The sequence below is a fragment of the Sulfurimonas marina genome (genome assembly GCF_014905095.1).
GTDB lineage: Bacteria > Campylobacterota > Campylobacteria > Campylobacterales > Sulfurimonadaceae > Sulfurimonas > Sulfurimonas marina.
This window is the reverse complement of record NZ_CP041165.1, coordinates 466,343-493,112: the sequence shown is the minus strand read 5'-3', so window position 1 is coordinate 493,112 and position 26,770 is coordinate 466,343. Positions and strand designations below refer to the sequence as shown.

Annotated in this window: 28 protein-coding genes; 12 read left to right on the top strand and 16 right to left on the bottom strand. The window is 36.1% G+C overall.

Features of this window, described 5'->3' with window-relative positions; genetic code table 11:
• The first annotated feature begins 80 nt into the window (after positions 1-80).
• Both dnaK and FJR03_RS02610 read left to right on the top strand, forming a co-directional pair.
• The gene (gene dnaK, locus FJR03_RS02615; RefSeq protein WP_193114113.1) at positions 81-1,967 is read left to right on the top strand and encodes a molecular chaperone DnaK; all 1,887 of its coding nucleotides are present in this window, start codon (positions 81-83) and stop codon (positions 1,965-1,967) included.
• Positions 1,968-2,255: 288 nt separating this feature from the next.
• Positions 2,256-2,813, top strand: a complete 558-nt coding sequence (locus tag FJR03_RS02610) for a putative metalloprotease CJM1_0395 family protein (protein ID WP_193114112.1) — start codon at positions 2,256-2,258, stop codon at positions 2,811-2,813.
• 255 nt (positions 2,814-3,068) lie between these two features.
• Here FJR03_RS02610 and FJR03_RS02605 read toward each other — a convergent pair whose 3' ends face one another.
• Together FJR03_RS02605 and FJR03_RS02600 are read right to left on the bottom strand one after the other, a co-directional pair.
• Positions 3,069-3,788: a DUF4395 domain-containing protein gene (locus FJR03_RS02605; RefSeq protein ID WP_193114111.1), complete on the bottom strand. Its 720-nt coding sequence runs from the start codon at positions 3,786-3,788 to the stop codon at positions 3,069-3,071.
• Between the two features lie 10 nt (positions 3,789-3,798).
• Entirely contained in the window at positions 3,799-4,305 is a 507-nt protein-coding gene (locus FJR03_RS02600; RefSeq protein ID WP_193114110.1) for a nitrous oxide reductase accessory protein NosL, read from the bottom strand.
• A gap of 89 nt (positions 4,306-4,394) precedes the next feature.
• On the opposite strand from FJR03_RS02600, the gene FJR03_RS02595 reads away from it, so the two are divergent.
• Positions 4,395-4,901 (top strand): redoxin domain-containing protein, encoded by a 507-nt coding sequence (locus FJR03_RS02595; RefSeq protein WP_193114109.1) that lies wholly within the window; start codon positions 4,395-4,397, stop codon positions 4,899-4,901.
• 22 nt (positions 4,902-4,923) lie between these two features.
• On the opposite strand, the gene FJR03_RS02590 is transcribed toward FJR03_RS02595, so the two are convergent.
• The 7 genes from FJR03_RS02590 to FJR03_RS02560 all read right to left on the bottom strand — a co-directional run bounded on the left by FJR03_RS02590 (position 4,924) and on the right by FJR03_RS02560 (position 13,554).
• Positions 4,924-8,316, bottom strand: coding sequence for a molybdopterin-dependent oxidoreductase (locus FJR03_RS02590; protein WP_193114108.1), 3,393 nt, complete (start codon positions 8,314-8,316; stop codon positions 4,924-4,926).
• Between the two features lie 14 nt (positions 8,317-8,330).
• Positions 8,331-9,233 carry an NrfD/PsrC family molybdoenzyme membrane anchor subunit gene (nrfD, locus tag FJR03_RS02585; protein WP_193114107.1) on the bottom strand — a complete coding sequence of 301 codons (903 nt, stop codon included), beginning with the start codon at positions 9,231-9,233 and terminating at the stop codon, positions 8,331-8,333.
• Positions 9,233-9,871 carry a 4Fe-4S dicluster domain-containing protein gene (locus FJR03_RS02580; protein WP_193114106.1) on the bottom strand — a complete coding sequence of 213 codons (639 nt, stop codon included), beginning with the start codon at positions 9,869-9,871 and terminating at the stop codon, positions 9,233-9,235. Before FJR03_RS02580 ends, nrfD begins: the two co-directional genes overlap by 1 nt.
• 213 nt (positions 9,872-10,084) lie before the next feature.
• Positions 10,085-11,323 (bottom strand): molybdopterin molybdotransferase MoeA, encoded by a 1,239-nt coding sequence (locus FJR03_RS02575; protein ID WP_226962158.1) that lies wholly within the window; start codon positions 11,321-11,323, stop codon positions 10,085-10,087.
• A gap of 10 nt (positions 11,324-11,333) precedes the next feature.
• Positions 11,334-12,623 carry a histidinol dehydrogenase gene (hisD, locus tag FJR03_RS02570; protein ID WP_193114105.1) on the bottom strand — a complete coding sequence of 430 codons (1,290 nt, stop codon included), beginning with the start codon at positions 12,621-12,623 and terminating at the stop codon, positions 11,334-11,336.
• An 11-nt stretch (positions 12,624-12,634) separates the two neighbouring features.
• Positions 12,635-13,045 carry a thioredoxin family protein gene (locus tag FJR03_RS02565; protein ID WP_193114104.1) on the bottom strand — a complete coding sequence of 137 codons (411 nt, stop codon included), beginning with the start codon at positions 13,043-13,045 and terminating at the stop codon, positions 12,635-12,637.
• On the bottom strand, positions 13,042-13,554 hold the full coding sequence (locus tag FJR03_RS02560; RefSeq protein WP_193114103.1) for a shikimate kinase: 513 nt from the start codon (positions 13,552-13,554) through the stop codon (positions 13,042-13,044). The genes FJR03_RS02565 and FJR03_RS02560 overlap by 4 nt, the downstream gene beginning before the upstream one ends.
• Positions 13,555-13,692: 138 nt before the next feature.
• Between FJR03_RS02560 and FJR03_RS02555 the strand changes: the two genes are divergently transcribed.
• From FJR03_RS02555 to FJR03_RS02525, 7 genes are read left to right on the top strand one after another with little or no spacing between them, the layout of a single operon-like run.
• Positions 13,693-15,003 carry a S41 family peptidase gene (locus tag FJR03_RS02555; protein WP_193114102.1) on the top strand — a complete coding sequence of 437 codons (1,311 nt, stop codon included), beginning with the start codon at positions 13,693-13,695 and terminating at the stop codon, positions 15,001-15,003.
• Positions 15,004-15,011: 8 nt separating this feature from the next.
• Entirely contained in the window at positions 15,012-15,725 is a 714-nt protein-coding gene (purC, locus tag FJR03_RS02550; protein WP_193114101.1) for a phosphoribosylaminoimidazolesuccinocarboxamide synthase, read from the top strand.
• Between the two features lie 20 nt (positions 15,726-15,745).
• Positions 15,746-15,985 carry a phosphoribosylformylglycinamidine synthase subunit PurS gene (purS, locus tag FJR03_RS02545; RefSeq protein WP_193114100.1) on the top strand — a complete coding sequence of 80 codons (240 nt, stop codon included), beginning with the start codon at positions 15,746-15,748 and terminating at the stop codon, positions 15,983-15,985.
• The gene (gene purQ, locus FJR03_RS02540) at positions 15,985-16,659 is read left to right on the top strand and encodes a phosphoribosylformylglycinamidine synthase subunit PurQ (protein WP_193114099.1); all 675 of its coding nucleotides are present in this window, start codon (positions 15,985-15,987) and stop codon (positions 16,657-16,659) included. Before purS ends, purQ begins: the two co-directional genes overlap by 1 nt.
• Positions 16,656-17,705 carry a hypothetical protein gene (locus FJR03_RS02535; RefSeq protein WP_226962157.1) on the top strand — a complete coding sequence of 350 codons (1,050 nt, stop codon included), beginning with the start codon at positions 16,656-16,658 and terminating at the stop codon, positions 17,703-17,705. Before purQ ends, FJR03_RS02535 begins: the two co-directional genes overlap by 4 nt.
• Entirely contained in the window at positions 17,683-18,381 is a 699-nt protein-coding gene (locus tag FJR03_RS02530; protein WP_193114098.1) for a lysophospholipid acyltransferase family protein, read from the top strand. Before FJR03_RS02535 ends, FJR03_RS02530 begins: the two co-directional genes overlap by 23 nt.
• The gene (locus FJR03_RS02525; RefSeq protein WP_193114732.1) at positions 18,350-18,736 is read left to right on the top strand and encodes a fluoride efflux transporter FluC; all 387 of its coding nucleotides are present in this window, start codon (positions 18,350-18,352) and stop codon (positions 18,734-18,736) included. The genes FJR03_RS02530 and FJR03_RS02525 overlap by 32 nt, the downstream gene beginning before the upstream one ends.
• Here the strand turns inward: FJR03_RS02525 and FJR03_RS02520 are convergent.
• Both FJR03_RS02520 and FJR03_RS02515 read right to left on the bottom strand, forming a co-directional pair.
• Positions 18,726-19,295, bottom strand: a complete 570-nt coding sequence (locus FJR03_RS02520; protein ID WP_193114097.1) for an ATP-binding cassette domain-containing protein — start codon at positions 19,293-19,295, stop codon at positions 18,726-18,728. The genes FJR03_RS02525 and FJR03_RS02520 overlap by 11 nt on opposite strands.
• A gap of 6 nt (positions 19,296-19,301) precedes the next feature.
• On the bottom strand, positions 19,302-19,997 hold the full coding sequence (locus FJR03_RS02515; protein WP_193114096.1) for a dUTP diphosphatase: 696 nt from the start codon (positions 19,995-19,997) through the stop codon (positions 19,302-19,304).
• Between the two features lie 150 nt (positions 19,998-20,147).
• On the opposite strand from FJR03_RS02515, the gene FJR03_RS02510 reads away from it, so the two are divergent.
• Entirely contained in the window at positions 20,148-20,321 is a 174-nt protein-coding gene (locus FJR03_RS02510) for a uracil-DNA glycosylase (protein ID WP_193114095.1), read from the top strand.
• Here FJR03_RS02510 and FJR03_RS02505 read toward each other — a convergent pair.
• The 4 genes from FJR03_RS02505 to ovoA are packed head-to-tail and all read right to left on the bottom strand — an operon-like array spanning position 20,308 to position 24,222.
• Positions 20,308-20,721, bottom strand: a complete 414-nt coding sequence (locus FJR03_RS02505; RefSeq protein ID WP_193114094.1) for a pyridoxamine 5'-phosphate oxidase family protein — start codon at positions 20,719-20,721, stop codon at positions 20,308-20,310. The genes FJR03_RS02510 and FJR03_RS02505 overlap by 14 nt on opposite strands.
• Complete coding sequence (locus FJR03_RS02500) at positions 20,721-20,939, bottom strand: hypothetical protein (RefSeq protein ID WP_193114093.1); 219 nt, start codon at positions 20,937-20,939, stop codon at positions 20,721-20,723. Before FJR03_RS02500 ends, FJR03_RS02505 begins: the two co-directional genes overlap by 1 nt.
• The gene (locus FJR03_RS02495) at positions 20,936-22,114 is read right to left on the bottom strand and encodes a PatB family C-S lyase (RefSeq protein WP_193114092.1); all 1,179 of its coding nucleotides are present in this window, start codon (positions 22,112-22,114) and stop codon (positions 20,936-20,938) included. The genes FJR03_RS02500 and FJR03_RS02495 overlap by 4 nt, the downstream gene beginning before the upstream one ends.
• A complete protein-coding gene (gene ovoA, locus FJR03_RS02490) occupies positions 22,111-24,222 on the bottom strand; it encodes a 5-histidylcysteine sulfoxide synthase (RefSeq protein WP_193114091.1) in 2,112 nt (703 codons plus the stop codon). The genes FJR03_RS02495 and ovoA overlap by 4 nt, the downstream gene beginning before the upstream one ends.
• A gap of 37 nt (positions 24,223-24,259) precedes the next feature.
• On the opposite strand from ovoA, the gene pgeF reads away from it, so the two are divergent.
• On the top strand, positions 24,260-24,955 hold the full coding sequence (pgeF, locus tag FJR03_RS02485; protein WP_193114090.1) for a peptidoglycan editing factor PgeF: 696 nt from the start codon (positions 24,260-24,262) through the stop codon (positions 24,953-24,955).
• Here the strand turns inward: pgeF and dxs are convergent.
• Complete coding sequence (dxs, locus tag FJR03_RS02480) at positions 24,947-26,770, bottom strand: 1-deoxy-D-xylulose-5-phosphate synthase (RefSeq protein WP_193114089.1); 1,824 nt, start codon at positions 26,768-26,770, stop codon at positions 24,947-24,949. The genes pgeF and dxs overlap by 9 nt on opposite strands.

The following is a 26,770-nucleotide window of genomic DNA, read 5'->3' as shown; positions in this document are numbered from 1 at the left end:
TTTTTAAAGATCGTACAATTACAACGGTTAAAAAATAAATAGTTTTAATAAATTAAGAAAATAAATAAAAAGGAAAAAAAATGAGTAAAGTTATTGGTATAGATTTAGGTACAACAAACTCTTGTGTTGCAGTTTACGAAGGTGGTGAAGCAAAAGTTATCCCAAATGCAGAAGGGAAAAACACAACTCCTTCAGTTGTAGCATTCACAGATAAAGGTGAAGTATTAGTAGGTGATCCTGCAAAACGTCAAGCGATTACAAACCCTGAAAAAACTATCTCTTCTGTTAAGAGAATTATGGGTCTTATGATGAACGAAGAAAATGCTAAAAAAGCGCATGACAAAGTTACTTATAAAATCGTAGACAAAGATGGTATGGCTGCTGTTGATGTTGCTGGAAAAGTTTATACTCCTCAAGAGATCTCAGCTAAAATCCTTACTAAACTAAAAGAGGATGCTGAAGCTTACTTAGGTGAAAAAGTTACAGATGCTGTTATTACAGTTCCAGCTTACTTCAATGATGCACAAAGAAAAGCTACTAAAGATGCTGGTACTATTGCTGGTCTTAACGTTTTACGTATCATCAATGAGCCGACAGCTTCTGCACTTGCATACGGGCTTGACAGCAAAAACGATGAGAACGTTTTAGTTTACGACCTTGGTGGTGGTACATTCGACGTTACAACACTTGAAATCTCTGATGGTACTTTCGAAGTTCTTTCAACTGACGGTAATGCATTCCTTGGTGGTGATGACTTCGATAACAAGATCGTTGACTTCTTAAACGATGAGTTCAAAAACTCTCACGGTATCGATCTTAAAAATGATAAAATGGCATTACAACGTCTAAAAGATGCTGCTGAAAATGCTAAAAAAGAGTTATCTTCAGCTACTGAGACTGAGATCAACTTACCATTCATCACTATGACTGAAGCTGGTCCACAACACTTAGTTGTAAAACTGACTCGTGCTAAATTTGAAGGTATGATTGACGTTCTTGTTAAAGAGACAATGGATCACATCACAACAGCTATGAAAGATGCTGATTTAGATAAAGGTGAGATCAAAGAGATCATCATGGTTGGTGGTTCTACTCGTGTACCTTTAGCACAACAAAAAGTAAGTGAATACTTCGGTGGTAAAGACCTTAACAAAGGTGTAAACCCAGATGAAGTTGTTGCTGCTGGTGCTGCTATCCAAGGTGGTGTTTTAAGAGGAGACGTTAAAGATGTTCTTTTACTAGACGTTACTCCATTATCTCTTGGTATTGAAACGCTTGGTGGTGTTGCTACTAAAGTTATTGAAAAAGGTACAACTATTCCAGTTAAGAAATCTCAAGTTTTCTCAACTGCAGAGGACAACCAACCGGCAGTATCTATTAATGTAGTTCAAGGTGAGCGTGAGTTCGCTAAAGACAATAAATCTTTAGGTTTATTCGAACTTGGTGATATCCCGGCAGCACCTCGTGGTGTACCACAAATTGAAGTAACATTCGATATCGATGCAAATGGTATCTTAACTGTTAGTTCAACTGATAAAGGTACTGGTAAATCTCAATCAATCACAATCTCTGGTTCATCTGGATTAAGTGAAGAAGAGATCGAAAAAATGGTTCAAGATGCTGAAGCTCACAAAGCTGAAGACTCAAAAAGAAAAGAGTTAGTAGACACTAAAAACCAAGCTGACGCTTTAATCGCTCAAACTGAAAAAACTATGGAAGAGATGGGTGACAAACTTGAAGCTGATGAAAAAGCTAAAATCGTAGCTGCTATCGATGCTCTTAAAGAGACTCTAAAAGATGAAAGCGCTACTAAAGAGCAAATCGAAGAGAAAGTTAAAGCACTTGCAGAAGCTTCTCATAAAATGGCTGAGCAAATGTATAAACAAGAGCAAGAAGGTGCACAAGGTGGTGCTGATGCTTCTAAGAAAAAAGACGATGACGATGTTATCGATGCTGAGATCGAATAATATTAATCTTTCTTTTTAATTTTAAAACGATTGTCTTTATGGCAATCGTTTTTATCTCCAAATATACACTTCCTATTTTTATAAACCCGAGTCAAAAATATACTAAAAAGTACAGATGCGACAATTCCACTAAATACTGCTTGTACAATAAGTTCTTCTGAAATAAATACAAGTGTGAGTACTATAGCTATAATTGAGAATACAAAACAGATAGGAAACCCCTTTGATAAAATATACTAATATAATATCAAAGTCTATTTTAAAAGAGAGCGTGTTACAATTTTTATTATGCAGATAGGTTCAAATAACTCTTATTCAATTGGTACAAATGTTTATCAGCAACCTCAAGGTACAAATAAAGAGGAAAATAAAGAATCATCTACGCAAAAAGACTCACAATCATCAAACACACAACAGAAGCTAGAACCTTCAGAGCAACAACAAGTTAACAAGCTCCAAGCAAGAGATACTGAAGTACGTGCACATGAATCTGCACATAAAGCTGCCGGCGGTGGACTTGCAGGTTCAGCATCCTTTTCATATCAAAAAGGACCTGATGGCAAAATGTATGCTATAGGTGGTGAAGTTCCAATCTCTTTTAAAGAGGGGTCTACTCCGCAAGAAACGATTACAAATGCCAGACAAGTGGTAGCAGCTGCAATGGCACCTGCAAATCCAAGTCCTCAAGACTACTCTGTAGCATCTTCTGCACGAATGGTTGAGATGCAAGCACAACAAGAACTTATTAAAGAGATGCAAGATAAACTAAATGCCAAAGAGAGTTACGGCGAAAACAGATCCCCTCAAGAACAAGAAAATACTTCAAATTTAGATATTGCTATATAAATAAGCAATTTTGTGAACACATTTTGCTTATAATATATTGTTTTACTTTTGTAAAAATCAATACTAAGGATCTGTCATGAACCATGTTTATGCTGAAGTTGCTCTATTTAGTGCCCATAATCCTAAGGTGAACCCAAACATAGAATTTTTAAAAATGGTGAAAGTTAATTTACGACTTGATGATAAAGGGGGTTGATCCAATCATATTGGTATCAATTAGTAGTTATCACTCCCTAAAAGGGAGTGGTGGTCTTTTTAAAATTCTTCCTCTTCGAACTCTGCCATATCTTGTTCATATTGCATCTGCTCTAATGCTTCATCCGACATAAAAAGCTCTTTCATCTTTTTTACAAAAATAGTACGATCTTTTAATTCAGTAAAATATGCGTATGTACCCCAAATAACTGCAATAGTAGTAAAAATTAGAATAATCTTTTGTAGAGGGTTAAACTTTTGTACATCATCTTTTACTCTTATCTCACATACACCGCCCGGACAGTGTGTAGCTTTCTCTTTCATAAACAGATTAAACATTTTACACCCTATACAGATCGAAAAAGCTGATTCAAAAAAAAGCAGGAACATACAGATTAAACACACTAGTACCTTTAAAGGATTAGGTTCAAAACTGATTACCAGATAGTAAAACATTGGAACAGCAATGATAAATCCAAGCCCCCAAGCAAATCTTTTTTGCATGGCACCTACATATTCAGGTGTTTGATTTTGTACAAAAAAACGACCAAGTATTAAACTTGGTGCATATCTAGGGTTTAATATCCTAATTAAAAAATCTAAAGTAAAAAAAGAGATGAAATACTTTGAAAATACTGCAGTTTGTAACATTACACCATTTGTAAGCCCAATAAATGCGCCTACAAATAAGATCGCTGCAGCAGCTCTTGCTTCACGTTCATTAAGTACTCTTACATCATACCCTGGAACTTTTTCTCCATATTCTGGTAAAAAACCCATCTAAAACCTTTTATTGAAAATCTTTTTGTGCCTCTTTTAAAGCACCGTTAAAGTCCATGATATCTCCACCATGTTTTTTCTGAAATTGTTTTGCCGCTTCTAAAGTTCCAAAACCATATTTACTTACACGACTCATAGTCCCTCTTACTTTACTCCCTACAACATAGTAAGCTTCAAGAACTGGGATAGGTTTTAGAGTAGTTACATTAATAACTTTTGGATTTTTTAACTCTACACCTTGATTTAAATGGTCAGCTAAACAGTGGATTGAACAATATTGGTATTTACGGCTTTCATCCTCTGCAATGTAACCTGTTTTATAAAACTTAACAAGGTTCATTCCACATAAATGACAATGGTATTTCTCTTTTCCCTCTTGTACAAGGATCGCATCTTTTTCACTTACTGTTTGAAACATTACCTTTGGTTTTGCATGAGTGTGATGCGGCATTTCAGATTTTTGACTACAACCTACAAATCCTATTAAAAATACAGCTAAAATTATATTTTTCAACATATCAATTTTCCTTCTATCTAATCTTAATTTCAATAAAATTGTAACTTTTTATCATTACAATTATATTAAATTAATTAAAAAGAGAATATATGTTCAAAAAGAAAATTTTCCACTACGCAAAAGAGTTCCTGTTTGTCATTTTGTTTATGAGTATCATTGCAAATATACTAAGCTTGTATAAAAGTCAGGAATTAAATCAAGAACCTCTGCAAATAAAGAGTTTTAAACTAATAGATAATTCAAACTATAATATTGATAGTTCAAAACCTTTTATAATCCACTTTTGGGCTACCTGGTGTCCTACATGTAAACTTGAAGCTTCAAATATTGAGCTACTATCTAAATACTATAATGTTGTTACTATTGCAGTAAATTCGGGAAGTGACTATGAAATTCATTCCTATCTTAAAGAGAGAGATTTAGATTTTGAAGTAGTTAACGATACAAACTCAGAGCTTTCTAAAATATTTAAAATTCAAGCTTATCCGACAACTTTTATCTATGATAAAAATCAAAACCTAGTTTTTAGCGAAGTTGGTTATACAAGTACATTTGGATTGTTTTTAAGAATGTGGTGGGTAGATTTTTTAAAGTAAGAAAGATTGTAGGATAAAAGCCTTACGCTTTTATCTCTACTTTATAAGCTTTATCCGATAGTGGAACCCATGGACGCTTAATGTGTTGTGGACGACGTAACTTGTCATCTTCATTTAGTGGACGAGTAAGTTGGTCTCTCCATCCTTGGTAAATTTTGAAGTTATTTTCATAGTTAACATAGATGTCACCTATTTTGTCACCAGCTTGTGCAGGTTCTAAAATAACTTTTTGGTGCCAACAATGCATACCAGAAATTGGATCCGGATGCGCAGCAGCTACAGCATTTTGCCAAGAACCACTTAGACCATCCCACCAGATATTTCCGCTATCACGGTTATAATCAGCAAAACGCTCTGTATGGAATGGAACAATACCTTGAGTATATTTTAACTTACCGATTTTTCCATCCATTACAAGTTCAGCAGTTGGAACACCAAAGCTGTTCATACCACTTGTACCATCATAATCTTCGATCTTAATTTGACCAGCTTCAGAACCTGCATTTTCAACTTTAGCAGCCATGAACTGAGGATCGTTCATATTACGTGCTACCGGTTGAGACGCTACTTTACCATCAGTAACACCGTTAGGGATACTTACAGAGTTAACAAGCTTCCATCTACCACCGTGGTGTGAACAAGCTAAAGTACCTGGTAATACACCTTCAGTTGGAACTGCCATAGCTACAAAGTGACCAGACTCTAAACCAGTTACAGAATCCACGATTCTAACACGAATAGCATCACCACGTTTGAAACCTTGACGCTTAGCATCTTTAGTTGAGATCCAAATTGGATCGTGGTTTTGCGAGATCTCCATTAAGTGTTTAGAATTCGCAGAACGTGTATGGATGTTATACGGTAAACGGAATACAGTATTTAACGCATACGAGTTCTCTTCAGTCATATAAGTATGGTCTACATGAGATACGATGTGTTCCATTCTTTTTTTCTCTTCCGGTGTTCTCGGATAGAATGGAATCGCATATTCCGGCCATTTCCAATCGTCAGCTAACCACTCACAGAAGAAGTCAAGTTTCTTATCCATTGTTGCGAAACCTTCCATTTTCTTACCGTCAATTTCGATACCGATAGAGTGTTTTTTACCATCATGCTCAACAGACATAACACCTGTACGTTTATCAGTGTGTACGTGATGTTTGTTATATTTTTTACCGTGAGCGATATAGTTGTTACCCTCTTCTTTGATCTCACGCTCTTGTGCAGAGTAGATTTTACTCTCTTCCATCCAAGCACCGTGATCTCTCATATACTCATAAACTGGGTATTCAGCATCTTTGTATCTTGCATCAGATGTAGCTGTTGCTTTAAGATTTGGTAAGTTATCACCAAATGCTGCATCATACCACTCAGCAATTGTAACTGGTTTACCAGGGTTCTTTTTAGATTCCCACATTTTCTTGATACCAAGTTTACCAGTTGGATCGATGTAGTTAACACACATATCGAACCAGAATTCATTCTCTTCCCAAACTTCACCAAGACCAGCTTTAATGTGTGCTTCAAGTGTAGCACGGTTAGGGTTGTTAGGTTTCCAACCAGCTTTTTCTAATGCAACTCTCATAACCGGCTGACGGAATGAAGTCCAACGCGCAGGCATTGTAGCTTCAGAGTGTTGATCGTGACGCTCACCAGCTAAACCAACTGGTAAGATGTAGTCAACATGCCAGTTTGTCTCAGACCAAGTTGGTGAAAGGTTGAAAGTAAGCTCCATTTTCTTTTCATCTTTAAGAACTTCTAACCATCTGAAACCATCCGGGTTAATCCATACCGGGTTATACATACGAGGGATCCATACAGAAAGCTTAGTTGGAACATTAAGTCCTTTAGCTTGCCATTTCTTTTGCCACTCTGTATCCGTTAGGAGGTGTGGTAGTAAGAATGATAACTCGTAAGTTGATAATGGCCATTCCGGCGGCCAAGTCAGTTCGTTATAAACATCAACTTTAGGTACGTTAGCACCACGTTTACCTTGACCAACTGTAGCAGCTCCACCTTTACCAGCAACAGAAATAACGTGCCAGTGGTGGAAGAATGTACCACCCTCAGGACCGATAGCACCACGAAGAGCGATTGGTAAATAACCTGTTCTACCACTCATCCAACCACCACGGTTACCAGCAGCAGTTGCACGCCAGAAGTAAGAAGAGATTGAAGTACCAGCCCAGATAAACATCTCATATAGTTTTTCTAGTTTATATGCAGGAACGTGAGTTTCTTTTGAAACGTGCTCTAATGTATATGGTGTATAAAGCTCTTTAATAGTATCTAAGAATGCATCGAAATCATTTTTCGTAGGTACTTTAGAGATATACCCTTTTTCTACCATATACTCTAAGTATTTTTTGTTATCTAGGAATACTTCCCAGTTCATCCATTTTTTAACGAATTCACGGTTTACTTTACCTTCGTTAAGGATTCTCTGCGTTAAGTATAGATAGATTAAAGGCTCAGTACCAGGCCATGCAGCAATCCAAAGATCTGCCATACCAGCAGAGTTAGACATACGTGGATCCATAACTACAAGTTTTGCACCTTTAGCTCTTGCATCAGCAATAAATGAAGCTGACTGTTGGAAATAGTGACCAGCATCAGCAGCGTGAGAAGAGTTAAGGAAAATTAACTTAGCGTTAGCCCAATCCGGAGATGTTCTATCGTCATTTGCCCATTGAATTGTTGGTGTACGTCCACCTGATGAACAGATGTTTGTATGTGAGTTAAATGCATCACAACCAAGTGTATGCCATACTTTACCAGTAAATCCGTTCTCATTTGGACGACCAACGTGGAACATTACAGATTTTTTAGATAATTCGTCACCTTTAGCTAATGTATCTCCCATCTTCTTACCGATAGTAGTCATAGCTTCATCCCATGTAGTACGGATCCATTTACCTTCACCACGAGCAGAACCTGGAGCACGCTTTAATGGGAATGCTATACGATCCGGATCGTACATTTGAGATTGTGTAGCGTAACCTTTTGCACAGTTTCTACCACGAGAACCTGGGTGTAATGGGTTACCCATATATTTTTTAACTGTGAATGATTTTTTATCGATCCATGCAGTTAAACCACAAGAAGCCTCACAGTTTGAACATGCAGTTGGTACGATTGTATAATCATTAACTTCAATACCGTCCGGGTTTGATTCACTTCTTACACCGTGACGGTCAATACCACCACGTTTCCAGTCGTCACCATCTAACTCTTTAAAATCAGACCACTCTTCCATTGGAGGATAGAATGATAATGAATCTGGAGTATTAGTAAATTTGCTCTCTTCAACAGATTCAGCGATAGCATCAGTTGTAAAAACACCCTTTGCAATAGCAGCACCAGCAACTGTAAATGCAGCACCTTTTAAAAATGTTCTTCTACTTTCTAAATACATTTATAATCCTCTTTCTAACTTAACGGTAATAATTGTGGTATTACTAACCAAACGTGTTTAACAACCCATAAACCAGCGATTGCTAAAATTGCTGCTAAATTTAACATAGCAGTTGAGTTTTTCACTCTACTTAATGCTACAAGTAACATTGGTAAGATATATGCTACCCATTGTCCAATCCAGAACATAGTTGCATATTCACCGTGACCTTTTACATATTCTAAGATCGCAGCAACCTCTTCAGCTTTCATTGCACCGAAGATATACTCTGACATATAGATGATAAATGCCATTAATGCACTTAAACCAAGTACTGAACCAAAGAATGTTCTTGTTTCATCACTTAATTTAGAACCACCGATTAAGATCATAGCTGCAGAACCAGATAGTGTAGCTGCTAAAATCATTTGTGCAGATTCCGTCGGCATTTGCCATAGTTCACGAGCAGTAGCTTCTGCCATAATACCCGCAGTATAAAGTGTAACAGGGATAGCAAGTAAAGTTACCCAGAATAATAATTTATCAAATGCTGCAGTATTGTTTCTTAGTAACATAACAACGATCATTAAGAACTCTAAACCAACAAATAGTGTAGCCATCCATGCACCAACTGTAATTGCAGAAGTCCAGTGTGGATAAAAGAAAATATGCCACATTCTCCACATTTGGTGAAGGTCTAACCAAGTAAACAGTAAGAAGATGTTCATAAATACGAACGATACGATAAGTGTAGAAGTTCTTAAACCTTCCATCTCACTTGCATTTTTCTTCATTAATAGGAAAAGCATAAAGATTAAACCAGTACCAATACTTTTCGCCCACATATTCATAGTAACATACCAACCCCAAAAGATATCCGGTAAAGCTACGTCCAAAGTTACTACAGCATTTGTAGCTGCTAATGTTTCATGTACCATTAGTGATGCCCTCCTAGTGGAAGTTTAGTAATATCGTTAAATAAGTTATGTCCCTCTTCTCTTCTTGAAGCAAGTGGGTTAAGAGTAACGTTTCCACCACCAGTATAGTAATGATGAGGGTTAGTACCTTTTTCAGGTTTACGAACTTGTACATCACCTTGGTGAGTTTGAATATATTTAGAGATATTTGATGTAGGATCATCTAAATCACCAAAAATATTTGCTTGAACTGGACATGCAACAACACACGCTGGCATCATAGATGAAGCAATACGGTGCGCACAATAAGTACACTTATCAGCTGTTTGAGTTTGTGGATCGATATAGATCGCACCATATGGACAAGCCATAACACAACCAGCACAACCGATACATCTTTCTTTATCGATGTTAACAATTCCGTTTTCTAAATAATGTAATGCGCTTACTGGACAAATTCTCTCACATGGAGCATTTTCACAGTGATTACATCTTAGAGGTGTAAATGTTCTTTTAGTTTCTGGGAAAGTCCCCACGTCTACGTATTTAACACGTAATCTCCATGTACTTAGTGGAACCTCATTTTCCACTTTACATGCGATCTCACAACCTTTACATCCCATACATAGATGCAAATCAACTAGGAAACCTAATTGCATATATTCTCCTTTGACCAAATACGGCTAGTTTAATATTTATAACCAAGACTAATTAAGATTAAAAGAAGCCCTTATATACGGGTATAGGGGCTCTTTTTACTGTAAATATAGTAACTAAGTAACCTTAAATAAAAAATAAATTTATGTGATTTTTTTGAGATATATTTGGAAGTGGGTAATTTTAAACTTAAATAATTTTTCTAAATAAAACTATTAAAAGTTTATAGAATTTATTTTATAAGCTCGAGTTATATCTTCTAATAAAACGACCTTGATAAATTGATCTTGTTTCAATTCTTCAACATTATCAGCAAAATATGCTATTGCATTACTTTCTACTAAAGGTGACAACATTCCAGAACCTATTTTATTATCTCTTGTAGGCGTGAAAACACCGTTTTCTAAAGATCCAAGGACCATGTTATCCCTACCGCTTCTAAGTTTTAGGTCCTTAGCACTCTTAGCATAGAGTGGAGTATGGTAACAATTAGTAGCACCCTGCTTTTTAAAAAGTGCCGGAATTGAAAGTGTAAATACATTTAACATAGTTGTTAAAGGATTTCCAGGCATAGCCATCACTAAAGTTGTTCCCATTTTACCCATCATAGTTGGACGACCAGGTTTTACATTTACACCATGAAAGATAGACTCTAACCCGTTAGCTACATATGCCTGATATAAAAAGTCTGCATCCCCCATACTGATTCCACCTGTTGTGATCACAACATCGTAAGACTTTAGTGTAGATAGGAAGTCGATAGTTTTCTCTAAATCATCAGGAATAGAACCAATATAAGAGGCTTCAAATCCAAACTGCTGTAAAAGAGATTTAATACCAAAAGCGTTCGCATTATAGATCTCATCTTCACTTGCACTCTCCCAAGGTTCCTTGAGTTCATCACCCGTTGATACGATTGCAATGTTTAAAGGGGCTACAACTTCTATAGTCGTTATCCCTTGAGAGGCTAATAGAGCTATATGTGCAGCTGTTACGATTTCACCCTTATTAAATAAAATCTCTCCAGCTTCGAGTTCTTCCCCTTTTTTTCTTAAGTTATCACCTAAGTTAATATTTTCAGGAACTATAACACTCTCTTCCGTAACAGCACTGCAGTTTTCAATGGGAGCTATTGTATCAATCCCTTCGGGAACTTTAGCTCCCGTCATAATCTTACAGCACTCCCCCTCTTTTATTTTACACTCATGTGCCTCTCCGGCAAAAACAGTAGATACTATTTTGAGTTTTTTTCCCTTATCTGAATGCATAAATGCGAATCCATCCATTGCAGAATTATCAAAAGAGGGAAGATTTTTCTTTACATATATATCATCAGCCAAGATCGATTGTTCAGATTCCATAGTTGGAATAAATAACGATTCTGTTTTAGGTGTAATTACCTCTATAACCTTTTCTTGGGCTTGACTTAATGATAATGATGTAAATTTTGGCAAATCTCTTTTCCTATTTTAATCTAACTCTTACTGATTGTTCATGCGCAGTTAACCCTTCAGTGTTTGCGATCAATGCACACTCTTCTCCAATCTCATTGATAGCTTTTGAACTAAATGAGATAATAGAAGATTTTTTCATAAAATTTTCTACACCAAGCGGCGAGTAAAATTTCGCTGTTCCACCTGTCGGTAAGGTATGATTAGGTCCCGCAACATAATCTCCGATAGCTTCAGGAGTATTGTGTCCTAAGAAAATTGCCCCTGCATGTTTAATAAATGGTAACAGTTCAAATGGTGATGTCGTTGCAACTTCTAAGTGTTCAGGTGCTATTTGGTTCATAAGCTCTATCGCTTCATCCATATCAGATGTTACTATAATCGCTCCACGCTCTTCAATAGATTTTCTTGCGATCTCTTGACGAGGAAGTTTTTGTAACCAGTTTTCAATTTCAACTTTTACTTCATCAGCTAATTTTTGAGACGGAGTAATTAAAATCGAGCTTGCCATCTCATCATGTTCTGCTTGAGATAAAAGGTCAATTGCCATATGGTTAGGATTTGCACTCTCATCTGCAAGAATTCCGATCTCACTCGGTCCTGCGATCATATCGATGTGTACATCTCCGAAAACCATCTTTTTAGCAGTTGCTACAAAGATATTACCTGGTCCCGTAATAACATCAACCTTAGGGATATTTTCAGTACCGTAAGCCATAGCTGCAATTGCACTCGCCCCTCCAACTTTAAACACTTTTGTTACACCACATAAATGACATGCAGCTAAAAGCAGTTCATTTGGTTCATTATCTGGTGTCGGTGTACATACGATTATCTCTTCAACACCCGCAACCTGAGCAGGAATTACGTTCATAAGTAATGAAGAAGGGTAAGCAGCTTTACCACCTGGGATATAAAGTCCTGCACTATCAACAGGCGTTACTTTTTGACCAAGGATCGTACCGTTTGCTTCATCGTCAAACCAAGATTTTGGTTTTTGTTTCTGGTGATAAGCTTTAATTCTGTCATATGCCAAATGGAGCGCATCTTTTAATTTTTTATCTAAATTTTCATACGCTTTAGCCATAGACTCTGTAGAGATTTGTAAATCTTCATCACTGTTGGGTGTCCATTTGTCAAACTTGCTAATATGTTCTTTTAAAGCTTTGTTTTTATCTGTTCTGATCTCATTGATTATATTCATTACTATATTGCTAACTGTCGCAATATCCATTTTTCCACGCCCTAAAAGCTCTTGGAAATTAGCCTCAAAATTACCATCTTTTGAATTTATAAACATCATTTTATTTTGCCTTATTTTTTTGTGTCAAATGCTTTTTTTACAACTTTTAATGCTTCTATAAAGTACTCTTCACCAACTGCACCCATTAAAGGTTGATACATTGGTTGTCCATTTTCATCTAAGAACCATAGTGTCGGAGTACCCGGTCTCCATAACTCTTGAGGGAATCTGTCCCCTTCATCACTATATGCAATAATAGAAACAAAATCTTTATTTAAAGTATCAATCACCTGGTTATTAGAGAAAGTTGTTTTCTCTAGAATTACACAATATTTACATGAGTGTCTTGAAAAAACAAATAAAACCGGTTTATTCTCTTTTTTTGCTGTTTTTATACCGCTTGTAAAATCTTTTGCCCAGTGAATCTCATTTGCAAAAAGAGATCCGCTTAAAAGCATCATAATAATTAATAACTTTTTCATAACTTTTTCACCTTTTTCAATAACTCTTTTGCACAATCATGTGCCGATTTATTTGTAACATCTACAACTACGTCAGCTACTTTTAAATACTCTGGACGACGTAAATCGTACAGCTCTTTAGCTTTTTCAAGATCTTGCAGTAAAGGTCTTTTTTTAAATTTTTTCTCTGCTTTTGGATGTTCTTTTATTCGCTTTATAATTTCATCAAAAGGGGAATCCAATAAAACAATTGTACCTATTTTTTTGATGTTTTTTTGTTTATAAAACCCGCCGCCTGTAGAGATAAGTGTATTTTTTACACTCTCCTCTAACCATTTAGCAACTTTTTTTTCTATTTTTCTAAAATACTCTTCACCCTCGATTTCAAAAATTGTTTTAATTTTTCTGTTTTCCATACTCTCGATAAGATCATCAGTATCCATAGCTATATAGTCAGAGTGTTTAATAACTTCACGAGCTACGCTCCCTTTACCCACTCCCATAAAACCAATAAGTACAATATTTTTCATTCTTGTAAAATTCACCTTTAATACAGCTACAGCTATTTTCTTTCGACATTATATATAATTTTTTTTAAACTACCATTTAATAAGAGTTGGTATAATATCCACTTTCAAAATCAAGTATATAAAGATTAGGCAATCATCATGAAAAACAAAAAACTTTTTACCCTCGGATTTAGCTCTGTAGCTATTTCATTATCGCTTTTGCTCTCAAGCTCACTTTTTGCAGAAGCTACAAAAAAAGATGCTGAAACATCGCGACTCGAAGCACTCGCTAAATTTACAAAAGTTATCTCAATAGTAGAGCAATATAACGTTGATGATGTAACAATCGAAGAGTTAATCGATAAATCGCTTGACGGGATGATGAAAAACCTGGATGCACATTCAAATTACTTGACACAAAAAGACTATAAACGCTTAAAAGTACAGACTGACGGTGAATTTGGAGGATTAGGTATTACGGTAGGGATGAAAGACGGTGCATTAACGGTTATAGCACCTATTGACGATACTCCGGCAGATAAAGCTGGTCTCAAAGCTGGTGATATTATTTTAAAGATTAACGAACAATCAACGCTTGGTATGACAATTGATGAAGCAGTATCTTTAATGCGTGGAAAAGTTGGAGACCCAATCGATATTACGATCGTTAGAAAAGGGGAGCTTGAACCAATCCCTGTTCATATCGTTAGAGGAAAAATCACTATAGATTCAGTTCATTCAAAAACTGTCGGTGATGATATTTTATATATCAGAGTTTCTAGTTTTGATAAAAAAGTAGTCGAAGATGTTACAAAAGCAATCAAATCAAAAAAAGGCTCAACAAAAGGGATCGTGCTAGATCTTAGAAATGATCCGGGAGGACTTTTAGATCAAGCTGTAGGTTTAGTTGATATTTTTGTAGATGAAGGGAAAATCGTATCTCAAAAAGGGAGAGATAAAAGAGAGGATAAAGTATATAAAGCTTCTCGCTCTTCAACTTTAACTAAAGTTCCTATGGTTGTACTTATTAACGGTGGAAGTGCAAGTGCAAGTGAGATCGTAAGTGGTGCCCTGCAAGATCATAAACGTGCCGTTTTAGTTGGTGAAAACACTTTTGGAAAAGGGAGTGTACAAGTTGTACTTCCAATTACAGATGAAGAGGCGATTAAATTAACAATTGCAAGATATTACCTGCCGAGTGGAAGAACTATTCAAGCAGTTGGTGTAACGCCTGATATTACTGCCTTACCGGGTGAATTAAAAACGCATAAAAATGAGTTTGCGATCAAAGAAGCAGATCTCAAAAAGCACCTTGAACAAGAGCTACAAAAAGTTGATGGAAAAAAATCTGCCGACAAAGCTAAAGAAAAAGATAAAAAAGATATAATTACGCCAGAAATGTTAAACAAAGATAATCAACTCAAAACCGGAGTTGATATTTTAAGAGCTCTTATAATTACGAAAGGATAATTTTTAACATGGAAAAAAAAGAACTTCTTTATGAAGGTAAAGCAAAAAAAATCTGGTCTACTGAAGATGCGAACCTAGTAATATCTGAATTTAAAGATGATTTAACAGCATTTAATGGGGAGAAGAAATCTAGTGAAGCCGGCAAAGGTGCTTTAAATAATAAAATTTCTACAGAGTTATTCAAACTTTTAGCGGATAATAAAATCCCTACACACTTTGTTGAAATGTTAGATGACAACCATATGCTTCATAAAAAAGCTGATGTTATCTTAATAGAAGTAATTGTAAGAAATATTGCCACAGGTTCACTTTCACGCAACCTTGGAATTGAAGACGGAAAAGTTTTACCATTTACTTTAGTTGAATTTGACTATAAAAATGATGATTTAGGTGATCCAAAACTTAACGATCAACATGCACTTATCTTAGGTCTTGTAGATTACCAAGATGAATTAGACAAACTTCGCAGAATGGCTAGACAAGTAAATGATGTACTTAAACCTTATTTTGCGACAAAAGGTCTTAACCTCGTTGATTTCAAACTTGAGTTCGGTAAAGATGCTGATGGTAATATTATCTTAATCGATGAGATCTCTCCGGATAACTGCCGTTTCTGGGATGCTGAAACTGGTGAGAAAATGGATAAAGACAGATTCCGTCAAGGTTTAGGTGGACTTAAAGTAGCTTACGAAGAAGTACTAAACCGTATTTTAAACAAATAAATTCAAGGAAAAGAGAAAGAATGAAAGCAATTGTAAACGTATCTTTAAAACAAGGTGTATTAGATTCTCAAGGAAAAGCTGTACATCATGCTTTAGATTCATTACACTTCAATGGTGTAGAAGATGTTCGTGTTGGAAAACAAATAGTATTACAACTTCAAGAGAGTGATAAAGAAAAAGCTATGAGCGAAGTTACTAAAATGTGTGAAGAACTTTTAGCAAATACTGTTATTGAAGACTACGAGATCGAGCTAGTATAATGAAAGTTTCAATTTTACAATTTCCAGGTACAAACTGTGAATATGATACACAGTATGCATTTGAAAAACTAGGTGCACAAACAGAGATCGTTTGGCATAAATCAGAATCTATTCCTGCAGACACAGACCTATTAGTTGTTGCTGGTGGATTCTCTTACGGAGATTACTTAAGAAGTGGTGCTATCGCAAAATTTTCACCTGTTATGCAAGCTGTAAAAGAATATGCTTCTAAGGGTGGGAAAGTTTTAGGTATCTGTAACGGTTTTCAAGTTTTAACAGAATCTCGTCTTCTTCCTGGTGCACTAAAAAGAAATGAAAATCTTCATTTTATCTCAAAGCACCACCACTTAAAAGTTGAGAATAATGACAATACATTTTTGAAAAAACTTGATAACGGTGATGTTGTAAATATCCCTATTGCTCACCATGACGGGAACTACTACATTAATGAAGATGGACTTAAAGAGCTTGAAGCAAACGGCCAAATTCTTTTAAGATATACAGATGCTGAGGGTAATATCCAAAACCCTAACGGAAGTGTAGCTTCTATTGCAGGTGTTTGTAATAAAGAGAAAAATGTATTTGGTCTTATGCCACACCCTGAACGTGCTATGGAAGCAGTACTTGGTAGTGATGACGGTGTAAAAATGTTAGAAGGATTTTTAGAGTCGTGATTGTAAGAGCTCTTTTTATCCTCTCTCTCATTACTAGTGCTTTATTCGCAAATAAAGTGATCTACTTTAGTTACGATGAAGTACCTCAAAGAGTGATAAAAGGGCAAATCTTCGATGTGACAGTAAAGACTCTCTCTACTGTCAAAAACTTTCAAGATATAAAATATAAATTTAGCGATCATAAAGGCATCCGTGTTTTAAATAAAGTACCCTACAGAGTAAAAAAGGGTAAATTTTATTACGATACTTTTAAACTTTACCTTACATCTAGCAGAGCAAAGCTCCCCGATATAGAAGCATATCTTGTAAGCTCACAGGAGTATGATTCTACTACAATTAAGGGTAGTGACTTAAATATTATTACGCTCAATCCCCAAAGAGATTTCTCACATGTAATTGCAGACAGCTTTTCTTTGAAAAACTACAAAACTACAAGCTATGACAATAAACACAATATTGTAGTGTTTAGTGCAACGGCTGAAAACTCCATGCTTAATGCTATGCACTTTAAGAATGTATACAAACAGGGGCAAGAGTCTTTGAAGCAATCACTTAAAAATGGTAAGGTTACTTACTTTGTAGTGATTGATAAAAAATATGAAACATTTACATTTTCATATTTTAACCTCCTTGAAAATAAATTTTTAGATATAAAAATTCCTATTATTGTAGATGATGACAGTGTTGCGACACAAACAGATCTCAAACCTCAAAACCAATCACATGAAAAAATAAAAATGTACATAGCTATAGCAGTCGCTGTACTGCTTGCAGTTTTGATTGTATGGAGAAAAAAATATATCTATTTAATTTTAGTTGTTTTCCCGCTAGGATATATCTATTTCATAGCGACACCGCAACAAGAAGTATGTATAAAAAAAGATGCTTCTATCCATCTCCTTCCGGTAGATAACGGAACAATTTTTGAAGTTACGGAAAATCAAAAATATCTTCTCAAAGAGGGAAGTGTTAAGAACTATATTAAAGTTCGACTAGAAAATGAAAAAATAGGTTGGGTCAAAAATGAAGATACTTGCTCATATTAATTGGTTTTTTGCAACAGTTATAATATTTACTGCATTGGCCTTATCAATATTACTGCACTTTATTCTACCTAGACCTTACCCTAGAAAAATCTCATCTTGGTTTATTCGTGTCACTACTTTTTTCCGCACTACAATTAAAGGTGAAGAGGCTGAAGATGTACAGATGTTTTTAGTCAACCACCAAAGTGACCTAGATATCGGTGTAATGGAGACAACAACAAAAAAAGATCTTGCATGGGTAGCAAAAAAAGCTCTGTTTCATGTTCCTTTTTTCGGTCTTGCTATGAGATTGCCTGAAGATATTGAGATAGAACGTGAGAGCAAAACATCATTAGTAAAGCTTTTAAAAGCGACAAAAGACAGACTTTCAAAAAATAGGGTTATTACAATGTTCCCTGAAGGCACACGCTCACGTACTAGAAGAATGCTCCCTTTTAAAGCAGGTGCAAAAGTTATTGCAGATAAGTACAAACTAAAAGTACAGCCTGTTGTTTTAATCGATACAGCCGGTTGTTACGATGTAAAAACATTTTTTTATATGCCAAGAAACATTACTGTAGTTTTTTTAGAGCCCTTTATTGCCGATAAAAGCGATCCAGATTGGTTAAATAATCTCCACGATACTATGCAAAAGGTTTACGATGATGAGTTGGCAAACGCTACTGGCAATAGGTAGCGGCGGTTTTATCGGAGCAGTTCTTAGAGCCTATCTAAACGGTGTAATTTCACATAAACTGCCTCACGATCTCCCTTTTGGAACTCTTGGTGTAAACCTTTTAGGCAGTTTTATAATGGGATGTTTAGTAGCTTATTTTCTTTACTCCTCACTTCCCGTAGCTTTCAAATCTTTTCTCTCAACAGGGATACTTGGAGCACTTACAACCTATTCAACATTTGCAATGGAGAGTTTTTTACTGCTTCAGGGTGGAAGTTTAGCACTTGCATTTGTAAATATGGCACTAAACCTATTTGGTACTATTTTAATGGCGGGAAGCGGCTACTATTTAGTCAACCACTTTTTTAAATCTTAATAATCTCATCACTGCACCATTTTGCTAAATCCAAATCGTGTGTAATAAGTAACATCCCCATCTTATCGAGATGTTTTATAAGCATCTGCATCACATCCAACTGTATAACATTGTCAAGAGCTGATGTAGGTTCATCAAGAAGCAGAAGGTCTGGCTTCATTAACATTGCACGAAGTATTGAAGCACGTTGCAGTTGACCGCCTGAGAGTTTATGGGGCAACTGTTCTAAAAGCTCAGCTTCAAGCTGTAATATATCCAAATACTCTTGCAGTTCGTCAAGAGGCGCTACATCTTTAATCTGGTTGATTATAGTATAACTAGGGTGAAATGAGCTGTAAGGGTCTTGAAATACTTGAGAAATTTTACTTGCTTTCACGCTCCCTTGAAGCGGCTTTAGATTTCCGAGAATAAGTTCAAATACAGTACTTTTACCCGCACCGCTTGCACCGGTAATAGATTTGAACTCCCCTTTTTTTAAAGAGAGGTTGAGATCGGAAAATAAGATATTGTCCCGACTATATCCAAACTCTAAATTTTGAATCTCTAAAATCTTATCCAAATAAAATCACTTTACAAACGCGTGATATGCTTTCGTTAATTCTTTGTAGAGGGCATCAGGTTTAAGATCAGGGTTTTCTTCCCAAAGACGTTTCATAACAACGTTGTCCTCTTCACTCCCCCAAACTTTTACATAACTGCCGTCTTTATAACCGTTGTCCTGACGGAATTGATTTAGAATATTTTTTCCAACGTACAGACGATACAATGTATCTAAGTTTAAGCCGCTCATACTTACCAGTTCAAAGAAATCAGTTAAAAGTCTATTTAACTCTAAAGAGTCTCTTGATAATGATAAACTCATAATCTCTTCAACTTTTTGCATTACAGCATTGTCTAATGCATACTCTTCAGAACCTTCATTTTCTATACTATGAAGAGCTTCAAGATCTGAGATCATCATAGCGATATCCTCGATACCACCTTTCATCTCTTGATGATAGTTCTCGATTGCTAAAGACATTATAAAATGCCATACATCCACAACTTCAATTTGCAGGTTATCCCAATCAGGCTCTTGATAAATATTTTTCCAATGTTTCCAAGAAAAACTATCGATCATCTCTGCACATTCCATATATATGCAGCGTCTCCAGTTGATCACTTTATCGTTTTTTGTAAGCCCTTTTGTCCATTCATCACCATTTGTAGCATCGTTCAGTTGATTTTGCAGTTGTAGCATTAAAAGAATTTTACTATTCATTTTCCCTCTTTCTTTCTTATTAAACTTCTTATATTAGTATAGATTCAATAACAAATCCTCTCTACGGTCTGTGCAGCATTTCATCTAAACTAATATAAGAAGTTCTCAGGCTTTTATTGTACAATAGCGTTCATAAAAGAAAGTATAAGTATGAAAAGAATTAACTGTAGAAGATGTCAATATTATTTTGTAACGTGGGAAGCTTCTCAACCCCATGGATGTAAAGCATACGGCTTTAAATCAAAGCAACTCCCATCACAAGTTGTTTTTTCCAGCAGCGGAACCCCTTGTTCATTATTTCAGGAAAAACCTAAGGCCAAATAACCTTTTTACCAAACCCCAAACGATTATCGGTCAATTTGAAAAAATCAACTTCAATATTCCACAGTTTAGGATTTAAAGCCAAAGCGTAAGGGAATTGCTTAAAGTATAAATGGCTAAACTCTTTTGAATTGTTTTGTTTAAATATTCCGCGAAACTGTAACCCCTGGATCTTTCCAATCTCTTTAGTTTCAAGTAAAATGTTTCCGGCAATTCTATTGTTTTTTTGGATCTGTTCTATATGAAGGGTATCATCGCTGCTTGCAACGACAAAAATTTTTTTTTCTTTGTCGTATGCATAAAATAGGCTGCAGGCACTCACACACTCTTGATCACATGTAGCGAGAGTCAGGACATGGTGCTGCTCTATAAACGCCTCTATCTTTTCTAAATCTTGTGACATTAAATCGTGTATAGAATTTTTTCTAATGTTGCCGCATCGGTAATATTGCGCTTCTTTAACATCATTTGACCGATATCATCCTCTTTTAAAGCATCGTAAATATCATAAGGATTTGTCATATTGTAATAACTTTTTAAAAACTCTAAAGTTATTTCAAAATTATCATCTCTCACGCTGTATTGCTTATGATCCTTGTATGCATCCCAGTCAATTGTCATCTTGTTTTCATCCTTTGCAAAGCATTTTGTAGTTGTGTAATTATTTGCGCCATTTTAGCAGATGAAACTGCAAAATTCAAGCGCATGAAACCACTCCCCTCTTTCCCAAAACTAAGCCCTGCATTGAGTCCAAGTTTTGCCTCTTTTACAAACCATTCTCGTAATACTTTGTTATTCAGATCCATTTTTCTGCAATCCAACCAGGCAAGATAAGTTCCCTCAATCGGTGTTAATTCAATATACTCTTTATATCTATCAGCCAAGTCTGAGAGCATCATATAGTTTTTATACAAATGTATTTTCAACTCTTTGAGCCACTCTTCTCCGTTATTGTAAGCACTCTCAAACGCAACGTGGCTCAGAACACTACCCTGTGCAAAATGAACATTGTCATACGCTTTTTTAAACTTATCTCGAAGATTTTTTGGAACAACAATGCTGCTTACTGCAAAACCGGCCATATTAAATGTTTTTCCAACACCTATAGCTGTTATTACTCTCTCCTTAGCACCCTCTAACGAAGCCAGAGGGATATGTTTGTTTGGTTCATATACAAGATCACAATGTACCTCATCGGCAAATATAATAATATTGTTTTCTCTACATATTTCCAGAAGTGCTTCAAGCTCCTCTTTTGTCCAGACACGCCCAACAGGATTATGGGGGGATGAGAGTAAAAGCAGTTTTGTTTTGTCTGTAATCTTTGCTTTTAGATCTTCCAAGTCAAAAGTATAAGTTCCATCTTCTAGTTGCATTAATGGGTTCTTTACTACTTTTCTCTCCATATGTGCCGGCGCATGAAAAAAGGGAGGATATATAGGTGTTTGGACGATCACCTCATCCCCCTTGTTTGAAAAAGCTTCAATCACAACCTGCATAGAGGCGACCACAGAGTGGGAATAAAACATCTCCTCTAGATCATACTCTACACCGTGATGTTTTTTCATCCATCTTATCTGTGCTTTAAAAGCACTTTTTGGAAACTCTTCATATCCAATTACAGGATGAACCAGCCTTTTTTTTACACTCTCTAAAACAAAATCGGGCGTATCTATATCCATATCTGCCACCCATGCAGGAAGTACATCTTCTGTACCGAAGAGTTCCTCTCTTAAACTGTATTTTTCTGCATTACTCCCGCTTCGATCAGCGGAACTTGTAAAGTCATAACTCAAATTTTTCTCCAAATACTTGCTTCTGAAATAGTATGTTGATATTTTCTCTTTGTTTCAGGGATCACAAACTCCAAATCCTCTACTCCTACTAGTTCAAACTGATCTTTTAAAATCTGTTTCAAACTCTCTAACGTACTTACTTCCTTACCTTGTTCATCGTAATATCCGCCAAGCCAAAGCTCTTTTTGAGTCGATTCCTCCTGCCATGTATACGGAGATGTAATGATCAGTATCCCATCTTTGTTCAATCTTTTTGGCACATCTTCCAAAAAAAGTTTAGGATTATACAATCTATCTATCAGATTTGTTGCAAGGATTAAATCATATCCCTCAAAACGAGGTTTTAGATTACAAGCATCACCCTGCCAAAAACTCACTTTCTCTTTGAGTGTTTCATAGCCTAACTCCTCAATAGTTAGAGTTTTCTCTTCAACTATTTCACCCTCTTGTTTTACTTGAAAGCTTATTTTCCCATCCTCTTGCAGTTTCGTACCCACACCTACAAAACGAACAGAGAAGTCTATCCCCTCCACTTCATTAAAATACTTTGCAAGCTCAAAAGTAGCACGCCCTGTTGCACAGCCAAGATCAAGTGCTTTTTCTTTGTTTATTGCATATTTTTGAGCAACTTTTGCACACGCGATCGCAAAATTTTCAACTCCAAAGTGACTCTTTCCATATTGAAATTCACAATACTGAGAAACCAGTTCATCTGTTTCATAAATATTTTCATCATCTTCTTTGTTTTGAGAGATCACATAACGAAAACCTGCATGCTGAAAAAAGTGTCTTCTAAATGCATAACGGGAATGTTTCATTATTAAGTTTCCTGTACTTGCGAAAGAGGAACCGAGTATTAAAGCGTGTTTTTCATCAAAAGTGGGTGTCGAGAAATCATCATACGCTGTGTGAGGCTCAAACCCTTCAAAACCTCGAATCGGTGTACGGCTCCACTGCCACACATTCCCAATCAGATCGTAAATTACAGAGCCGTTTTTAAGAGAAAAACTAAACTGATCGACAGGACAAGATGAAGCATAGTGGTAAAAGTTAATATTTGCACTGCTTTCATGTAACTCCGGAACATCTTTGAGATTTGATTGATTGTAGATTGCCATATATTCCGCTTCACTCGGCAATGTATAGTTTTTCCCCTCTAGTTGCGATTTGAAATTACAAAATGCTTCAGCCGCTAAGGCATTTACATCTACTGGCCAATTTAGTGGTAAAGGGATAACTCTACTAAGGGTTCTGTAGTTAAATCCTTTCTCTGTTTGAATCCAAAAGTGGGGATGTTTTGCACCGCTGCGTTTTAAAAACTCTTTGCCCTCATCACTCCAAAACTCCTCTTTCTCATACCCATTGCTCTGAACAAACTCCAGAAACTCACCGTTACTTACTAAATACTTTGAAACCTGAAACTCTTTTATATCTTCACTGTAACCGCCATACTCATTATCCCAACCGTATAAGTTATGTGTTTTTGACTTACCGAGCTCTACATAACTAGCCTCTATTGTAATCATCTCATTTTTTATATTCTTGGCTGCATATTCACATAAAGAAAAAGATTCAACCTCTTTTATAAATTCTATAGGCATTTGACGATGTAAAACCGAAGATGTTTCTATATGAATCCGCTCATGTTCAATCCCCATCAAGATAATCCACATAGGTGATTCTTGGGTAATAGGAAGGGAAAATTCAAGGGTATCGATCAAAGAGTTCACTAATGTACGAACTTGATTACGATACTCCCTTACCTCTTTAACTTCAGGCCAGCTATAATTGGATTGGTCCATATCATCCCAACTCATCTCATCTACACCTATCGCAAACAGAGATTCAAATTCAGGATTTATCCGCTGTGTAATAATTTTCATCAATAGAAGTTTATTAATAAAAAAAGTAGCAGTATGTCCAAAATAAAAGATCATAGGATGACGAGTAGGTTCTGACTTTTTATAAAATACATCATCATCTTTTAAAAGTTCAAACAGTTTTTCAAAAAGGTCAAAACTGTTATTAAAATATTTTTTTATCTCTTGCCGCTTTTCTTCTACACTCTTCCCCTCTAAAGTCGGGGGAAATAAACTAAGTTTACTCACAAAAACTACCTTCGCCTTTTTTTGTTATAATCATTATATGAAATTAAATCAAAAGCCTTTATTAATCTTTAGTGATAAGTGTGATGGCAATATCGCATTTCATGTCGGAGATAAAATAGACAATGTTATAGCCAACCATAAAGCCTTGGCATCTAAACATAACTATAATCATACAGACCTTGTCCATATGAAACAGATCCATTCTGATATTGTTCATGTAATTACAGAAGAAGATGATTTTAATAACCCTCCCACATGTGATGCATTAATTACAGATAAAAAGCATACTCCTTTAATGGTGATGGTAGCAGATTGCAGCCCTATTGTTTTTTACGATCCAAACAAAAATGTGATCGCAGTTGCCCATTCAGGTAGGGAGGGTACATTCCAAAATATTACAAAAAATGTGCTTGAAAGTTTTGTGAACAAATATAACTCAAAAATTGATGATATCGACGTTATTGTAGGCCCCGCTATAGGAGTCTGTTGTTATGAGGTCGGCAAAGAGATTGCAGATGAGGCACAAGGGCTTGGGCTTTCATTTGCGATCGAAGAAAAAAACGGCAGTTATTATCTTAATATCCCTGCTATTTTGAAAAAACAGTTTGAAGAGTTAGGGATTAAAAACTATACTATATCAGATAAGTGTACCTGTTGCAATACAGATAAATACTACTCTTATAGAGGGGAAGGACAAACTGGACGTTTTAGTGCAGTGGTAGAGTTACGATAACTCCTGCACTTTTTTTACAAGTTGCTCAGGGAGTAGGCCTAAAGACTCTTCAACAAGCTTTGTATTTCCGTGAGTAATAAACTTATCTTCATACTCAAAGCTCACAACTTGCACATCACTAATAAACTCTTTTGTTAAAAACTCCGAAATTGCACTGCCAACCCCACCCATTTTTGCACTGTCTGAAAAGATAAACCATTTTTTATGTTTTGATGCCAGATTTTTTAACATCACCTCATCTAAAGGTTTTACGAAACGAAGGTCTAAAAGCGCTACATTTTTTTCTAAAAGCTTAGCAGTTTGTGCCGCACGTCCCACACCGTTACCGTAACCGATAAAAAGAATATCCCCTTCACTCGCTTGTAAAAGTTGAGATTTTGCCAACTCGAAAGGTTGTGATTCCGGTAACTCTTCAGAGGCTATAAACGCACCTCTTGGATAACGGATAGAACATGGATGCTGGTACTGATGTGCAAATCCCATAGCCTGATGAAAACTTTTTTCATCTCTTGGAGCTAAAAGGGTCATATTTGGAATAGCTCTTAAATAAGAGATATCAAACGCACCTTGGTGTGTTTCGCCGTCTTCACCTACAATCCCTGCACGATCGAGTGTAAATACAACTGGGAGGTCCATTAAACAAGTATCGTGAATCACCTGATCATATGCACGCTGCAGGAATGTTGAATAGATCGTACAAAAAGGTTTAAACCCCTCTTTTGCAAGAGCTGATGCTGATGTTACGGCATGTTGTTCAGCAATTGCAACATCCCAAAAACGTTCAGGGTATTTCTCCATTAAAGGTGTTAAACCTGTTCCACTCGGCATAGCGGCAGTAACTCCTACAACCTTTTCATCTTTATCGGCTAAATCCATTAACGCTTCAGTGTAGATCTGTGTTGCTGATTTTGCAGAAGATTTCTTTGCACTGTTTCCGCTGCTTATATCAAATGGCCCTACTCCATGCCATTTTTCCTCTTGTCCTTCAGCTATTTCATAGCCCTTCCCTTTAAGAGTTTGTGCATGGATAATCACAGGTTTTTTCAGTTTTTTTGCCGTTTGGAAAATATCTATAAGCTGAGAAAGGTTATGCCCGTCAACCGGACCGATATAATCTATTCCCATCTCTTCAAACATAATTCCCGGAGTTACAAGTTTTAACGACTCTTCCATACGTTTGGCGATATAGCGGGCACCATCACCGAAATTATCTACAAAATTTTCTGTATGCTTTTTAAATCTCTGATAAAACGGGCTTGCCATCGCAGAACTTAGCATTCTACTCATAGCTCCAATTGGTTTTGCAATAGACATCTCATTGTCGTTTAATATAATCACCATCGGGTATTTGCGATCACCGAGTTCATTCAGTGCTTCATACACCATTCCCGCAGTCATCGACCCGTCACCGATCATAACTACAGGGACACGCTCATCCTGCTCATTTTTAAGTGCTATCGCTTTTGCAGCACCTACACCTAAAGAGATTGATGTAGAACTATGTCCGGCTACAAAGTAATCATCATCACTTTCACTCGGTTTTGTATAGCCGCTAAGACCGCCGAAAGTTCTTAGAGAATCAAATGCTTCCCATCTTCCCGTTACTAGTTTGTGCGCATACGCTTGATGCGATACATCAAAAATAAATGGATCTTTTTTACTGTCAAATACTTTATGCATAGCGATAATAAGTTCAGTTGCACCAAGTGTTGAGCTTAAATGACCCCCATTTTTACTTACAACTCTTAATATCTCTTCTCTTATATCACCACAAAGAGCCTCCAGCTCTTCGACGCTTTTTTCTTTAATGTTCAT

Bases quoted from the DNA above. Each gene is read 5' to 3' on its own strand.
- FJR03_RS02595 (WP_193114109.1), top strand. From the start codon at position 4,395: ATGTTCAAAAAGAAAATTTTCCACTACGCAAAAGAGTTCCTGTTTGTC.
- FJR03_RS02555 (WP_193114102.1), top strand. From the start codon at position 13,693: ATGAAAAACAAAAAACTTTTTACCCTCGGATTTAGCTCTGTAGCTATT.
- FJR03_RS02560 (WP_193114103.1), bottom strand. From the start codon at position 13,554: ATGAAAAATATTGTACTTATTGGTTTTATGGGAGTGGGTAAAGGGAGC.
- FJR03_RS02590 (WP_193114108.1), bottom strand. From the start codon at position 8,316: ATGTATTTAGAAAGTAGAAGAACATTTTTAAAAGGTGCTGCATTTACA.
- purQ (WP_193114099.1), top strand. From the start codon at position 15,985: ATGAAAGTTTCAATTTTACAATTTCCAGGTACAAACTGTGAATATGAT.
- FJR03_RS02530 (WP_193114098.1), top strand. From the start codon at position 17,683: ATGAAGATACTTGCTCATATTAATTGGTTTTTTGCAACAGTTATAATA.
- purC (WP_193114101.1), top strand. From the start codon at position 15,012: ATGGAAAAAAAAGAACTTCTTTATGAAGGTAAAGCAAAAAAAATCTGG.
- nrfD (WP_193114107.1), bottom strand. From the start codon at position 9,233: ATGGTACATGAAACATTAGCAGCTACAAATGCTGTAGTAACTTTGGAC.
- pgeF (WP_193114090.1), top strand. From the start codon at position 24,260: ATGAAATTAAATCAAAAGCCTTTATTAATCTTTAGTGATAAGTGTGAT.
- purS (WP_193114100.1), top strand. From the start codon at position 15,746: ATGAAAGCAATTGTAAACGTATCTTTAAAACAAGGTGTATTAGATTCT.
- FJR03_RS02600 (WP_193114110.1), bottom strand. From the start codon at position 4,305: ATGTTGAAAAATATAATTTTAGCTGTATTTTTAATAGGATTTGTAGGT.
- FJR03_RS02515 (WP_193114096.1), bottom strand. From the start codon at position 19,997: ATGAATAGTAAAATTCTTTTAATGCTACAACTGCAAAATCAACTGAAC.
- FJR03_RS02580 (WP_193114106.1), bottom strand. From the start codon at position 9,871: ATGCAATTAGGTTTCCTAGTTGATTTGCATCTATGTATGGGATGTAAA.
- FJR03_RS02510 (WP_193114095.1), top strand. From the start codon at position 20,148: ATGAAAAGAATTAACTGTAGAAGATGTCAATATTATTTTGTAACGTGG.
- FJR03_RS02505 (WP_193114094.1), bottom strand. From the start codon at position 20,721: ATGTCACAAGATTTAGAAAAGATAGAGGCGTTTATAGAGCAGCACCAT.
- FJR03_RS02525 (WP_193114732.1), top strand. From the start codon at position 18,350: ATGAGTTGGCAAACGCTACTGGCAATAGGTAGCGGCGGTTTTATCGGA.
- FJR03_RS02500 (WP_193114093.1), bottom strand. From the start codon at position 20,939: ATGACAATTGACTGGGATGCATACAAGGATCATAAGCAATACAGCGTG.
- dnaK (WP_193114113.1), top strand. From the start codon at position 81: ATGAGTAAAGTTATTGGTATAGATTTAGGTACAACAAACTCTTGTGTT.
- FJR03_RS02605 (WP_193114111.1), bottom strand. From the start codon at position 3,788: ATGGGTTTTTTACCAGAATATGGAGAAAAAGTTCCAGGGTATGATGTA.
- FJR03_RS02565 (WP_193114104.1), bottom strand. From the start codon at position 13,045: ATGAAAAAGTTATTAATTATTATGATGCTTTTAAGCGGATCTCTTTTT.
- dxs (WP_193114089.1), bottom strand. From the start codon at position 26,770: ATGAACATTAAAGAAAAAAGCGTCGAAGAGCTGGAGGCTCTTTGTGGT.
- hisD (WP_193114105.1), bottom strand. From the start codon at position 12,623: ATGATGTTTATAAATTCAAAAGATGGTAATTTTGAGGCTAATTTCCAA.
- FJR03_RS02610 (WP_193114112.1), top strand. From the start codon at position 2,256: ATGCAGATAGGTTCAAATAACTCTTATTCAATTGGTACAAATGTTTAT.